The sequence below is a fragment of the uncultured Fluviicola sp. genome (genome assembly GCF_902168135.1).
Classification (GTDB): Bacteria; Bacteroidota; Bacteroidia; order Flavobacteriales_D; family Crocinitomicaceae; genus Fluviicola.
The window spans coordinates 18,307-33,488 of the sequence record NZ_CABHOL010000022.1 but is presented as its reverse complement, the minus strand read 5'-3'; the positions used below and the strand labels follow the sequence as shown (position 1 = coordinate 33,488).

Here is a 15,182-nt window from a genome sequence, read left to right as displayed (position 1 = left end):
CCGACGCAAAGTTAAGGCAAATAATTCATTCTTACATTACATAATTGTTAACAATCAACTAAGGTTATACACTTAGTCAACCATCAATCAAACCCATATTAAACAAGCTGTTAACTATTTTACACCACTCATCAATAATTCACTCCCTTAGGAACAGTTTTTGGTTATTTTTGCCAAAACACAATTTGTATGAAACTTAAATTATTCTTTTCCTTTATCTGCATCCTCTCATTCGGCTATGCTCAAAACCTATCGGTAGAAAGTATTTGGAAATCGGGTGAGTTCTATCCGAACCGCGTGGAAGGTTTCACTGCTTTAAGCGATGGACAGTCATTCACCAAAATCGTTGAAGAAAACGGTCAGCTTTTATTAAAAAAATACCAGTTCAAGGATTACAAAGGTGCCGGAACGGTTCTCGTTAACCTTTCCGGAATCCAATTCGACGGGAAAGCATTGGAATTCGATGATGTTAAGTTAAGTAAAAGCGGAAAATGGTTATTGTTTCAGTCGAATACAGCTTCTATCTACCGACACAGTTATGCTACCACTTACTATGTCTACAACATTCAAACAAAAGAAACTCATAAGGTAAGCAATACAGAAACTCCTCAAACTTTAGGAACTTTCTCTCCGGACGAAACAAAACTCGGTTATGTAGCAGGAAACAACCTGTTTGTTTATGACCTTGTTAATAAGACGAACAAACAGATAACTTCCGACGGAAAACAAAACAGTATTATCAACGGTACAACAGACTGGGTTTACGAAGAAGAATTTGCCATTACACAAGGCTTCGAATGGTCTCCGGATTCAAAATACCTCGCTTTTATGCGTTTTGATGAAACAAACGTGAAACAATTTCAAATGGCGATGTACGGAAAACTATACCCGGATGAATATACTTTCAAATACCCGAAAGCAGGTGAAGACAATTCAAAAGTAACTTTCCATATTGCTAACGCAGAAACCGCTGCGATAAAAAATGTCAATTTAGGAACGTATGAATATTTGCCGCGTTTCCAGTGGTCACCTATTAAGAATGAAGTATTTGTTTCTACTTTAAATCGCCATCAGAGCCAGGTGAAATACCATCTGGTTACGAACCCTGAAAACCCGGCAGACCACGTTTTCTATGAAGAACAATCCGACACGTACCTGGACGCCGATAACGTGATCCTTTTAAAAGACGGCAATTCTATGCTCCGCACTTCTGAAAAGGACGGTTACAACCACATTTATCATTTGACTTTCGACGGAAAATTAAGCCAGGTTACTTCCGGAAACTGGGATGTAATAGACTTATACGGGATCGATGAAAAGAAAGGAACGGTTTTCTATTCCTCTTCTGAAAACGGGGCAATCAATAAAACCCTGTATTCCATTAACCAGAAAGGAACAGATAAGAAAATGCTTTCAAAAGCAACCGGTTACCATGATGCTGAGTACGCTCCGGGATTCAACTATTTCATCCGCACAAGTTCCAGTGCAAATACTGTACCTACTTACGCGTTGTGTGACCACACCGGAAAAGAAATCCAGGTACTTGAAGCAAATATGGAACTTCAGAACAAATTGAACGGAATGAATCTAAGTCAGAAGGAATTTATCCAGGTAGATGGTGCTGACGGAAAACTAAACGCCTGGATTATGAAGCCCGCAAACTTCGATCCGAATAAAAAATACCCGGTTTATTTCAATGTATACTGTGGGCCCGGAAGTAATATGGTTACCAACGATTATGACGGAGCAAATTACCTTTACCACGAATTATTAACACGCAAAGGATACATCGTATTTTGTGTCGATACGCGTGGAACACAGTTCCGTGGAGCCAAGTTCAAAAAGTCGACTTATCTGCAGCTTGGAAAACTGGAAACAGAAGACCTGATTGCCGTTGCTAAGAACCTTCAGAAAGAATCTTATGTAGATCCGAACAGGATCGGGATTATGGGCTGGAGCTACGGGGGATTCATGACTTCACTTGCCATGACAAAAGGAGCGGATGTCTTCAAGATGGGAATTGCAGTAGCGCCTGTTACGAACTGGAGAAATTACGACAATATATACACGGAACGCTTCATGAGGACTCCGCAGGAAAATGCAGCGGGATATGATGACAACTCCCCGGTAAATCATGCCGATAAATTAAAAGGGAAGTTCTTACTGATTCACGGTTCTGCAGATGATAACGTCCATTACCAAAACACCATGGAATTCATAACTGCCCTGGTGAAGGCCAACAAGCAGTTTGATCTTTTCATTTATCCGAATAAAAATCACGGAATTTACGGTGGGAATACAAGAAACCACTTGTATACGATGATGCTGGATTATACATTGAAAAATTTATAACTCTTGCGGATTGCGATTATTCGATCCGTTAGCTGGACACTCCTGAATATCGGAGCTATTCAAGTAGTCAAATACGGGGATAGCTCCAATTGGAGTGAATGGTCTTTGGGGCTGCTTACCATTCCTGTCGGAACAATCAATTGTGCCGTTTTGATACACTCTGTTTACCGTTTACAAAAACCATCCCGCATCCGAATAACCTACTCCCTGGCAGGTTTTCTAAATACCGCTTATTTTTTCATCAGTTGGAATAAATTGACTGTTCTTTCGGGTGCAATGACCAATTGAATTATTTTTGGCACGCACACATATTCAAGCTGTTAATCCCTGCTTTTTTCAGTATTCGGATAACCTATAGTTATTTTGCAAAAAAAGATTGTAAAGGGAGGATTGTTGTATTTAATTCTTTATTAATTTAGTGCGGCTATTAAAATTGTTAGATAATACTCTTATAGATCATCATGAGCAAAATTGCGAAAATCGAATTAGACGGAAAAGTATATGAATTTCCGATTGTACAAGGTACTGAAAATGAATTGGCTATTGACATTTCAAAACTTCGCCAGGAAACAGGCTACGTAACTTTAGACGTAGGTTACAAAAATACGGGTGCTACTACCAGCGCCATTACTTTCTTAGACGGTGAAGAAGGAATCCTTCATTACCGTGGTTATCCGATCGAGCAATTAGCAGAAAAAGCAAGTTTTATTGAAGTTGCTTACTTATTGATTTATGGAGATTTGCCAACTAAGGCTCAATTAGACGATTTCATTTCAAGCATTACAAAGCATACTTTGGTGCATGAAGATATGAAGCAATTCTTTGAAGCTTATCCGGCACAAGCACACCCAATGGGAGTTTTATCTGCAATGGTTTGTTCTCTTTCTACGTTCTATCCGGAATCATTGGATCCGAACAGAAGTGCTGAGAAAAAGAATAGAACGATCTTACGTTTGTTAGCTAAATTGCCAACATTGGCTGCGTGGTCTTACAAAAATTCGATGCGCCACCCGTTCATGTACCCTAAGAACGAATACGATTACGTAAAGAACTTCCTTTACATGATGTTCGCAATGCCTACTGAAGATTACAAAGTGGATCCGGTAGTTGTTGACGCGTTGAACAAATTATTGATCCTTCATGCTGACCACGAACAAAACTGTTCTACATCTACAGTTCGTATCGTTGGTTCATCACAGGCAAACTTGTACGCATCTATTTCCGCAGGTATTTCTGCACTTTGGGGACCACTTCACGGTGGAGCTAACCAGGCAGTTATTGAGATGTTGGAGAAAATCCACAATGATGGCGGTGATGTTGACAAATGGGTGTTAAAAGCAAAAGACAAAGATGATCCGTTCCGCTTAATGGGATTCGGACACCGTGTTTACAAAAACTTCGATCCGCGAGCTACTATCATCAAGAAAGCAGCAGATGATGTCTTGGAGAAATTGAAAATCAATGACCCGTTACTGGATATTGCTAAGAAATTGGAAAAAGTTGCTTTGGAAGACGAATACTTCAAATCAAGAAGTTTGTACCCGAACGTAGACTTCTACTCCGGAATTATCTACAAAGCCCTTGGAATCCCTTCTGAAATGTTCACTGTAATGTTCGCATTAGGACGTCTTCCGGGATGGATTGCACAATGGAAAGAAATGTCTGAAGGTGGCGAACCGATCGGTCGTCCAAGACAAATCTATACAGGTAAAGTCTCAAGAGATTACGTGGAAATCGATAAAAGAGGATAATTTAATCAAACATATCAAAAGGAATAGGGGTGCGATCAATCGTGCCCCTATTTTTTTTGCACCCGGTACTTTTTTAGACTCAGTACTTCTGATGAAAGAATGAAAAAGCAATCAGGAACGATCAGCATCGTAAGCTATAACATTCTCTTCAAATTGAATTAAACAAAATCAATTTAGTAAAATTCATAACTTATCCGAACCATAACTTACTCATAAACAAATTACTAAACACCTGGAATAAATTTGTCCTGTTCCAATGGAATGAATTTACTTTTCCCAGGTACTATGAAAAAAACTACAACAACACTTCAAAAACTAACAGGAATTACCTTTCTTTTTCTTGCGTATTCATTAAACTCATTTGCACAATGTCCATCCGGGGCGATTGGTGTTACCGGAGCAGGATGCGGATGCATCGCCGGATGCAACTTAACCAGTTTAGGCGGTCCCAATTGCGGTTCAGGAACTACCGGAAATTGCAGCTCCGGGTATCTTCCCATGCAGGTTGATATTACCGTTCCTGCCGGGTGTACCTATACAGTCAGCGCTACCATGAGAGACAGACCTGGTTGCAGCACATCTCAGGGAGCAGATGGAAATTGCCAGACTTGTGATGTCGTTAAAGTGGATATTCCGGGTGGTTCCAAACTTTTTCAGCAAGGTGGTGCCAATTCAACGCTGAATGACAGTTATACCCTGGCTGGTCCCGGTACAATAAGAGTTTCCGGAAGAGCGAACAGAGCTGATGAAATTATCACTTACACTACTTCTTTCAGCGGATCTGCCTGCGTAAACTGTATGAGTGCTCTTCCGGTAGAGCTAACCGCTTTCCAGGTTTCATTGGAGAACAGAGCCGTTGCATGCGAATGGTGGACAGAAACAGAATTAAACAATGATTTCTTCACCGTTGAACGCAGTCTGGACGGAATTCATTTCGAACCGATCTCTTACATGAAGGGAGCAGGAACCAGTACGGAACCTTTACGCTATAAAATCTATGATTACGATGCATATTTGGATGTTACGAGCTATTACCGCTTATCACAGACAGATTTTAACGGAACTACGCGTTTTCATGATATCCGTTCCATAAAACCGAAAAGCACTAATGAGCTGACCATTTTCCCAAATCCTTCAAATGGGACGATCCGGATCACCGGAGATTATAAAACGCTGCTTGAATCCAAATTATATGATACTTCAGGAAGAGAGATTAACCTAAGTGATTTTGTTAAGAATAACGAGATCATCGTTTCTTCACTACCAATCGGAGTCTACACATTCGTATACTTTGATAATGAAGAAACGATCTCTGAACGTATTATCGTTACACCTTAAGCTTCGGTCTTTTCGCTCTTTTTGGAACCTTCGTAAATCGAATACTTTCTGAAAGAACATTCCAGGTCCCCGTTGAAGAGTTTGTATTTTTTATTCGGTCTTAAAGCCAGGTATTTGAACCCTGCTTCGCTGGAAGAGATCACAAAACAGGAATATCCCATCAAACGGTGTTTCATGATACTTCCCAAAGTTCCGTAAAGATCTTCCACATCCGTTTCCAAACGTTCTCCATAAGGCGGATTGGTGATCATAACGGCTGGTCCCTCCGGAAAAGGAAACTCATCTACAGAAGCATTGTGGACTTCGATAAACCTTCCAAAAGAAAATCCACGCAGGTTCCTTCTGGTTTTCATCACCATTTGTGAATCAATATCTCCTCCGATGAGTGTACATGGCAGTTCTTTTACCAATTTATTGGCACCGGAATGGATTTCCTCCCACAAGTCAGCGTCAAAATTGGCCATATTCTTAAATGCGTAATGAGTTCTTTCAATATTTGAAGGAATTCCTGCCGCCAATAAAGCGGCTTCGATCAAAATAGTCCCTGACCCGCAAAACGGATCAATCAAAGTTGTTTTCTTATCCCACTCGCTCATGCGCAAAAGTGCAGCAGCAACTACTTCATTGAGCGGCGCATCTCCCGTTGACTGGCGATAACCTCTTTGAAACAAAGGCAGACCGCTTGTGTTTATGGAAATCACCCCCTCATTCTCACGTACGTATAAATCCACTACAATTTGCGGTGATTTCACATTGATATCGGGTCTTTCACCTTTCACATCCCTGAAATGGTCTACAATTGCATCCTTAATAAGCAAAAAAGGGAATTGAGAATGGTTAAAAATAGTTGAATGAACGGCCCCTTTTACCGCAAATGTTTTTCGGACATCAAACAAAGATGACCAATTGATTTTTTTCGCCTCATTATAAAGATCTTTCTCTGTTTTAACCGGAAACTTGCGCAGTTCGACCAATACCGAAATGGCACAACGCACATGCAGGTTCAAAAAATAAACATCTTTCCATTCTCCCTCAATCTGAACAGCCCTATTCAGTTTTGTACTATCCGGAAAACCAAGTTCCTTTAACTCATCAGCGAGTACATCTTCCAAACCATAAAATGTTTTCAGGACAATATTCATAAAGCAAGTTCAATTATTGATACGCCGGCAAAAGTACTACAAAACCAACGAGATTTTCTAAATAGTAGAGAAATAAAGCAAAAGAAGAGGCGTTTAGGTAAAAAAAAATTACTTTTGACTTTAATGCAATTAGCAAGACAACTAACTATAATCTTATTTCTAAGCTTCACCCCTTTATTCGTTCAATCTCAAGGGGTTGGAATCGTATTGAGTGGTGGTGGCGCATCTGGTTTTGCTCACATTGGTGTACTGAAAGCATTGGAAGAAAACAATATCCCGATCAACTATATTACGGGAACTTCTTCGGGAGCATTAGTCGGTGCTATGTATGCCAGCGGGTATTCTCCCCAGGAAATTGAAGACTATGTCTTAAGCAACAAGTTTCAGCTGATGTCAAAGGGAGCAATCGAACAACGCTATGAATTCCTGCTGCGTGAAGACAATGAAAATGCATCAGGTATCAGTTTTCCTTTTTCCCTCGACAGTATTTTCAGCAAATCACTTCCTACAAACTTTATTCGTCCGGAATTACTCGATTTTGAAATGCTTCGCCTCTTTGGAGCCAGCGGTGCTTCTTCCCAATACAATTTTGACAGCCTTTTTGTTCCTTTCCGCTGCGTTGCCAGTGACATTGTCGCTAAAAAAGGTGTTGTATTTTCGAACGGGCAGCTGAATGAGGCCGTAAGAGCATCCATGACCTTTCCTTTTTATGTAAATCCTATTCGCATCAATGGTGTACTTTACTTTGACGGCGGACTTTACAATAACTTCCCGTCTGATGTCATGTACAACAATTTCCCGGTTGATTTCATCATCGGAAGTAACGTGTCGTATAATGCGGCTCCACCGCGGGAAGATGATTTGATCAGTCAGCTGACAAACATGCTCGTAACACATACTTCGTTCAAAATCCCCTGTGAATCAGGAATCATTATTGAACCGAAATCGGAAATCAGCACCTTTGACTTTGATGATGTAGACGAAGCCATCAATGCAGGTTACAAATCGACACTTGCCATGATGGACAGCATCAAGAGTATGCTTGATTTGCGTGTTTCAACGGAAGAATTAAACAAAAGAAGATCCGATTTCAAAGCCAGTGTCCATCCGCTTGTTATATCTGAAGTAAATACAACGAATAAATACGGACTGGATGAAAGCTATGTGAGAAAATCCATTCTTAAAAACAAGAAAAGTGAAACCTTATCAGGAATACGTTTTAAGCGTCGTTATTTCAGAACTTACGCTACCCCGCAAATCAAGTATTTGTTCCCTACACTTGATGTAAAAAAAGATTCGACCTATGCTTTGAACATCAAAGTCACCGAAGCCAAACCATTCCGCATAGATCTGGGAGGAATTATCAGTACGCGTGCCATCAACACCGGTTTCATACAATTAAACTACATGCGTTTGGACCGTTTTGCCAGTACCATCCAGGCAGGAGGTTATTTCGGAAAATTCTATAATTCGGGAAGAGCAAATGTGGACCTGCATTTTCCTTCCTACTATCCGATTTCGGCAAGTTTCTATGGAGTTATTAACCGTTGGGATTATTTCAAAAGCTTCACCACTTTCTTCGATGATGAAAAACCATCCTTCCTGGTCCAAAATGAGGCCTACGTGGGAGGAGGAATCAAATTACCCCTATTCAACAACTCCAAATTCGGATTCGATTACAGGCATTTCGAAACACAGGACCGCTACTATCAAAGTTCCGAATTTACCAATAAAGACACTACAGACAAAACCATTTTATATGGAAATTCCCTGGTAATGATTTTGGAACACAATTCCCTGAACAGGAAACAGTGGGCATCATCCGGAACGCTTGCTCAATTTAAAGCCATTTACAGTGCTGCCAAGGAACACAGTGTTGCAGGATCCACTTCATTGGAAAATTACGATTACAGGAACGGACACCACTGGTTCAATATTCGCGGGGAAATTCAAAGCTTTCCTTTGAGCACCAGGTATTTTTCATTTGGTATTCATGGACTGGCAAGTATCACGAACCTTTCTCTGCTCAAGAATTACACGGCAACTCTTCTAAACATGAACGCATTTCAGCCGCTGCCGGATCTACAAACCTATTTCTTTGCCGAATACCGGTCTCCCCAGTATATTGGAGGTGGGTTGAATGTAATTTTCTCTCTTCGGAAGAACATTGATATACGCGTGGATGGTTATTGGTACCAGCCGTTCATTTCCATTACCCAAAACGATGATGGCACATTCGGCTACTCGAAACCGTTTAAAGGAGAATCTCAGGTTGCCTCTTTGTCTGCTATATACCATTCACCATTAGGACCAATCAGGGCTTCGTTGAATTATTTCCCGAAGCAAAAGACACCATTGGCATTCCAGTTCACCTACGGCTTTATTATTTTCCACGAACGAGCTTTCCGTTAGAAACAAGTTCAAAAGATTCAAGCGGTAAAAAGTTCAAAAGTTGCTTAAGTGAAAACTATTTGAATATTTGAACTTTCGAGATTCCTAGTATCTTTGTCCCGGCGCAGAAGCTATGGCACAGGCGCCGCACCAAATTCAATTTCTGGTCTGGCAAGTAACGGATCAGGATGCAAAAAAGTAAAAAATGGCAAAAATCATCTGTGGTATTCAGCAAATGGGAATTGGTGTTCCCAACGTTCAATCAATCTGGAAATGGTATAGAGAACACTTTGGTGTAGACGTACGAATTTTTGAAGAGGCGGCTGAAGCTCCGTTGATGACGAGATACACCGGAGGTGTCATTCATTCAAGAACCGCAACACTTGCACTTTCTATGGAAAGTGGCGGTGGATTCGAGATCTGGCAGTTTACTTCCCGTCCAACTGAAAAAAGCAAGGAGCCGGTCATTTTGGGTGATTTTGGACTATATGCCTGCCGCATCAAATCAAAAGATGTAAAAGCTACGCACGCATTTTTGACTAAAAAAGGAGCAAAAGTATTATCTGAGCCACAGCAATTACCTAATGGCAGTTATCACTTTTTGGTAGAAGACCCGAATGGTAATCTATTTGATATCGTTGAAGGTTCCGGATGGTTCATGGATACCAAATTCGAGGGTAAAACCGGTGGAGTTGCAGGTTCAATGATCGGTGTAAGCTCTATAGAAAAGGCTTTACCGCTTTACCAGACTATTTTGGGATACGACAAGATTGTTTACGATGTAACAGACACTTTTGATGCTTTTAATAACATTCCCAACGGAAATCATCAAGTAAGGAGAGTATTGCTTCAGCATACCGAGGACCGCAAAGGGCCTTTTGCTAAATTATTGGGACCAACTCAAATAGAACTGGTCCAGGCTGTTGACCGAACAGATTCAAAATCGATTTTTAAGGACCGTTTCTGGGGAGATTGGGGATTCATTCATTTGTGCTTCGATGTTCAGGGAATGGATGATTTGCAAAAAGAATGTGAAGCATTGGGCTTTCCGTTTACCGTTGATTCAGGAAAAACATTTGACATGGGTGAAGCGGGTGGTCGATTCAGCTATATTGAAGATCCCGACGGCACCTGGATTGAATTTGTGGAAACTCACAAAGTTCCTGTCATGAAAAAATTGGGATGGTACATTCATCTGAAAAATAAAAAACCGGGAGCCTTTCTTCCCAACTGGATGCTTCGGGCAATGAGATTTAATCGCGTAAAGGATTGATTTAACAGTAGCTTCTGTTGATTTTAATCACTTTCATCCTATGAATTAAAATTGTATTTTTGAGACAAATTGTATACATATGAAATTTCTCCAATTTTCACTTTGCTCCATTATTTTAGCCTCTTTGGTATTGATCGCTTCCTGTGAAGACGATATTGATTTTGCCGGAGAACATGTGGAAACTCCTGTTCTATTCGGATTATTGGACAAAAGTGACTCTTTACATTATGTAAAGCTTACCCGTACTTTTGGAGGTTCAAACAATGCATTGGAAGTTGCTCAGATTGAAGATTCGAACTATTTTCAGGAGGCTGAAATTAAAATTGAAGAATGGACATCAACCAAAATCAGATCCTGGGTATTGAGAGATACGGTTTTGACGAATAAAGTCCCGGGGGCTTTTTATAGTCCGAACCAAAAGGTATATTATTTCAAGACAGAACCTTTCAACATCAACAATCAGCCTTCTACAAATGACCCAAATCCAATGACGGCGTTAAAAGATGATGTAACTTACCGATTAATTGCAACCATCAACGGGGGAGAAATTGTAGTAAATGCCCAAACCAAACTGGTTTCGGCAATGTCTATCGCTCAGCCTTCTGCTGCCGGGAGTTATTCCTTTGTTAAAATGGTTAATAACGTAAAAGAATACAATTCGGTGACCTTAAAATCAAATAATGGAAATGCCAAAGTAGTGGATACGCGTATGCAGGTGTTTTTTGATGAGTATTTCAATGGGGTTCCGGTTAGAAAATCATTTATCTGGAAAGTGGGAGAATACAACGGGGATCAGCTTACATCTTCAACCTCTACTTTTCCTGCTAACGGAGAAACGTTCTATACGTTGCTCAAAAACAATTGTACGAACGATCCGACCATTACCAGAAGAAAGTTGATTTCCATCCGATTACTCATGACAGGAGGATCTTCCGAATTAAGCAAATACATATTGGTGAACCAACCAAGCTCTTCATTAGCACAAAACAAGCCTACATTTACGAATTTGACGCGTCCTGACGGTGGTCCGGTAATTGGTATTTTCACCTCAAGAATGACCAACAAACTCGAAAAATTCAGTACAGCAAGTACCAGAGCTCTTGATCTTTTGTCGACAAGAGAATTGTGCATCGGACCAATAACAGGACTTTTAATGTTCTGCAGTGATTTCCAGTCCGACATCAATAATGGAGAATCCTGGGCTTGTCAATAAGCTATTAAAACTGAAACTTAAGAAGTCCCGTTTATCATTAGATAGACGGGATTTTTTCATTTTAGGATAAGGTATAAGATTATCCACCATTTACCGGAAAAAACTATTTTTTTATAGTTGAAACAAACACCTTTATTTGTTTTTAGTTCACTAAATTTGTTTCATGAGCGAGCGTGTTACTCTTTTCGTTGATATCATCTTACCCATTCCTTTAAGCCAGGAGTTTACTTATAGAGTTCCATTCGAAATGAATGACCAAATCCAAGAATACCTGCGGGTAATCGTTCCTTTTGGAAAAGGGAAGCTCTATACCGGAATTATCACGAAAATACACCAGGACGCCCCTCGCCTGTACCAGGCAAAATACATCGAGCACATCCTGGATGAAACACCCATCATTACCAAAAAACAATACGCATTTTGGAAATGGATGTCCGAGTATTACATGGCTCCGATTGGTGACGTGATGAACGCAGCGCTTCCGGCTAATTTCAAATTGGCAAGCGAAACAAAAATTGTCATTCATCCGGATTTTAACGGAGAAAGTTCCCACTTATCCGATCGTGAATACCTGGTTGTTGAAGCACTTCAGATCAAAGAAACACTCGATCTGAGGGAAATTTCCGAAATCATCGGAATTAAAACAATACAACCGCTGATCAAAATACTTCTTGAAAAGAACGTTGTCCTGACTCTGGAAGAAGTTTCCAATAAGTTCACACCAAAAACCGGATTATTTGTTGTACTCCAGGAAGAGTACCGTTCGGATGCTGTTTTAAACGAATTATTCGAACAACTTGCCCTAAAAAAAACAACCCAAAAACAAGAACAGGTCCTTTTAAAAATACTCCAGCTGGGTGGTTTTCACGCAGGGGAAGTCACTCCTATCCTTCGGAGATCATTGGAAGAACAAGGTTGTTCCCTGTCGGCAATAAATACCTTGGAAAAACAGGGCATTCTACGCACAGAGCGTCTTGAAATATCACGGATAAATTCAATTGATCAAAGCAAATTCGCATTCCCGGACTTGAGCGCCGCTCAATCCAAAGCACTGCATGAGATAGAGACAAGTTTTCACCAGAAAGATACGATCCTGCTTCAGGGAATTACCGGATCAGGGAAAACCGAGATTTACATCGAATTGATCCGGAAAGTATTGGACCAGGGAAAACAAGTCTTATTCCTGGTTCCTGAAATTGCACTGACAACCCAATTAATCCAGCGGCTATCGGCCTATTTTGGTGAGAAGATCGGAGTTTATCACTCAAAATTCAACTCCAATGAACGTGTCGAGATTTGGAATAAGGTACTTCAAAACGATCCGAAACAATTCCGGTTGGTAGTTGGAGCACGTTCTTCTATCTTCCTTCCTTTCCGGGATCTGGGCTTGGTAATTGTGGATGAAGAACACGAATCTTCCTACAAGCAACAAGATCCTTCTCCGCGCTACAATGCAAGAGACATGGCAATCGTATTGGCCCATTTCTTCAAAACAAAAACCCTGCTGGGATCTGCGACTCCTTCCATTGAGAGCTATCAAAATACACGAGATGGAAAATACGGACATGTGCTCCTTACGGAACGCTTTTCACAAGTTCAGCTTCCTGAAATTTTGTGTGCAGATATGAAAGAGGAACGCCGGCAAAAAAGCTTAAACGGACATTTTTCAAAATTCCTGCTCGAAAACATTATTGAAACATTAAAGAACAAGGAACAAGTTATTCTTTTTCAAAACCGGAGAGGTTACACTCCGATATGGACTTGCGAAATTTGTGGTTTCAGCCCGAGTTGCATCAACTGCGATACGACCTTAAATTACCACAAACATTCCAACCTGCTCAAGTGCCATCACTGCAGCTACACTACCAATCCCATCGGGACTTGCCCTGCCTGCGGAAGCAATCGCCTAAAAATGCTGGGATTCGGGACCGAAAAAATTGAAGATGATCTGTCATTGATCCTTCCCGATGTAAGAATCGGCAGAATGGATCTGGATACTACCCGTAATAAAAACAGTCACCTGGAATTGATACAAGGCTTTGAAAACCGGGAAATCGATGTGTTAATCGGTACGCAAATGGTGGCAAAAGGCCTGGATTTTGATCACGTAGGACTGGTTGGGATACTGGACGCCGATCTAATGCTCAACAAAACCGATTTCAGGGCATTTGAGCGTGCTTTTCAATTAATGACACAGGTTGCAGGCAGATCCGGCCGTAGAAACAAACGTGGGAAGGTAATTATCCAAACCGGGAATCCGGATCACTGGGTAATCCAAAAAGTAATGGAACACGATTACGATTCATTTGCTGTTAATGAAGTAGTTGAACGCAGGAATTACCATTATCCACCGTTCTATAAATTGATTCGCTTTACCCTAAAGCACCGGGACAGAGACTTGGTGGAGACAGGTGCACAGCATTTAGCAAAACTATTGAAAGAACAGTTCCACGAGCGCGTTTTAGGTCCTGAATCCCCGGTTATTGCGAGGATCCAGAACTTTTATTTGAAAGAAATTGTTTTAAAAATTGAGCAGGATGCTCCACAAAAGAAAGTAAAGGAACGCTTACATGAGCTGACGGATCAATTTTTCAGCGTTCCCCATTTCAAACCTATTCGACTAATTACTGACGTAGATCCCGCTTAACCAAGGTATGATTTAAGCATCCGGCTTCGGGATGTATGCTTCAGGCGTCGAATTGCCTTTTCTTTTATTTGTCTTACACGCTCTCTGGTCAGATCGAATAAATCTCCGATCTCTTCCAAAGTAAGCGGATGTTTTCCGTTTAGTCCGTAATAAAGTCTTACAACATCTCCTTCTCTACCTGAGAGGGAAGAAAGCGAACGTTCGATCTCTCTGCGCAATGACTCTTTGGTCAATTCATTTTCCGGGCTTGGAAGAGAATCATTCGGCAACACATCGTACATGCTTGACGAGCTCTCATCTCCGTCTACCAATGGGGCATCCATCGACAAATGTCTTGCGGTATTTGCCAGTGACTGACGTACATCTTCTACAGAACACTCCAGGTACTCAGCCAATTCATCTGCTGAAGGCGGGCGCTCATAGAGTTGTTCCAATTCGCTGTATGCTCTGTTGATCTTATTAATTGTTCCTATTTTGTTTAATGGAAGCCGCACAATACGAGCCTGCTCGGCAAGAGCCTGCAAAATCGACTGACGAATCCACCAAACCGCATAAGAGATGAATTTAAATCCTCTGGTTTCATCAAAACGTTCGGCTGCTTTGATCAAACCTAAATTTCCTTCATTGATTAAATCGGGAAGTGACAATCCTTGATTTTGGTACTGTTTGGAAACAGATACTACGAATCTTAAATTAGCTTTTGTTAAACGTTCCAACGCTCTTTTGTCCCCTGCCTTTATTCGTTTAGCTAATTCTACCTCTTCGTCGGCAGTAATTAATTCAACGCGACCAATTTCCTGAAGGTATTTATCGAGAGAGGCGGTCTCCCGATTTGTAACTTGCTTTACAATCTTTAACTGTCTCATGGTCTTTACTATTGATTTACATGAATATAACGATTATAAGATACACATAGTTGTGTTCGTTGGAATCAAAAAATGTTAAATGAATAAACGGTTTGTTTAAACTAACAAATTGTGTGAATCAATGAAGATTTCGCAGAATGAAGTTAAAAAAGTAACTTTGTGCCTTCGCTGAAGCTTCTGCACAAGCGTTACACCTCAAAAAAGATTGA

Annotated in this window: 10 protein-coding genes; 8 read left to right on the top strand and 2 right to left on the bottom strand. The window is 40.7% G+C overall.

Annotation, left to right across the window (positions count from 1 at the left end):
- Positions 1 to 189 precede the first annotated feature (189 nt).
- The 4 genes from QZT69_RS09040 to QZT69_RS09025 all read left to right on the top strand — a co-directional run bounded on the left by QZT69_RS09040 (position 190) and on the right by QZT69_RS09025 (position 5,441).
- Positions 190 to 2,352 carry a S9 family peptidase gene (locus QZT69_RS09040; protein WP_294673278.1) on the top strand — a complete coding sequence of 721 codons (2,163 nt, stop codon included), beginning with the start codon at positions 190 to 192 and terminating at the stop codon, positions 2,350 to 2,352.
- Positions 2,353 to 2,355: 3 nt separating this feature from the next.
- A complete protein-coding gene (locus tag QZT69_RS09035) occupies positions 2,356 to 2,640 on the top strand; it encodes a hypothetical protein (RefSeq protein WP_294673276.1) in 285 nt (94 codons plus the stop codon).
- 173 nt (positions 2,641 to 2,813) lie between these two features.
- Positions 2,814 to 4,103 carry a citrate synthase gene (locus QZT69_RS09030; protein WP_294673274.1) on the top strand — a complete coding sequence of 430 codons (1,290 nt, stop codon included), beginning with the start codon at positions 2,814 to 2,816 and terminating at the stop codon, positions 4,101 to 4,103.
- Between the two features lie 285 nt (positions 4,104 to 4,388).
- The gene (locus QZT69_RS09025; protein ID WP_294673272.1) at positions 4,389 to 5,441 is read left to right on the top strand and encodes a T9SS type A sorting domain-containing protein; all 1,053 of its coding nucleotides are present in this window, start codon (positions 4,389 to 4,391) and stop codon (positions 5,439 to 5,441) included.
- Here QZT69_RS09025 and QZT69_RS09020 read toward each other — a convergent pair.
- The gene (locus QZT69_RS09020) at positions 5,438 to 6,583 is read right to left on the bottom strand and encodes a THUMP domain-containing protein (protein WP_294673270.1); all 1,146 of its coding nucleotides are present in this window, start codon (positions 6,581 to 6,583) and stop codon (positions 5,438 to 5,440) included. The genes QZT69_RS09025 and QZT69_RS09020 overlap by 4 nt on opposite strands.
- Before the next feature lie 123 nt (positions 6,584 to 6,706).
- On the opposite strand from QZT69_RS09020, the gene QZT69_RS09015 reads away from it, so the two are divergent.
- The 4 genes from QZT69_RS09015 (at position 6,707) to priA (ending at position 14,107) form a co-directional block, all read left to right on the top strand.
- A complete protein-coding gene (locus QZT69_RS09015; protein ID WP_294673269.1) occupies positions 6,707 to 8,995 on the top strand; it encodes a patatin-like phospholipase family protein in 2,289 nt (762 codons plus the stop codon).
- 184 nt (positions 8,996 to 9,179) lie between these two features.
- Positions 9,180 to 10,247 carry a VOC family protein gene (locus tag QZT69_RS09010; protein ID WP_294673267.1) on the top strand — a complete coding sequence of 356 codons (1,068 nt, stop codon included), beginning with the start codon at positions 9,180 to 9,182 and terminating at the stop codon, positions 10,245 to 10,247.
- A gap of 79 nt (positions 10,248 to 10,326) precedes the next feature.
- Positions 10,327 to 11,460: a hypothetical protein gene (locus tag QZT69_RS09005; protein WP_294673265.1), complete on the top strand. Its 1,134-nt coding sequence runs from the start codon at positions 10,327 to 10,329 to the stop codon at positions 11,458 to 11,460.
- Between the two features lie 163 nt (positions 11,461 to 11,623).
- Complete coding sequence (gene priA / locus QZT69_RS09000; RefSeq protein ID WP_294673263.1) at positions 11,624 to 14,107, top strand: primosomal protein N'; 2,484 nt, start codon at positions 11,624 to 11,626, stop codon at positions 14,105 to 14,107.
- On the opposite strand, the gene QZT69_RS08995 is transcribed toward priA, so the two are convergent.
- Positions 14,104 to 14,973: a sigma-70 family RNA polymerase sigma factor gene (locus tag QZT69_RS08995; protein ID WP_294673261.1), complete on the bottom strand. Its 870-nt coding sequence runs from the start codon at positions 14,971 to 14,973 to the stop codon at positions 14,104 to 14,106. The genes priA and QZT69_RS08995 overlap by 4 nt on opposite strands.
- Positions 14,974 to 15,182 lie beyond the last annotated feature (209 nt).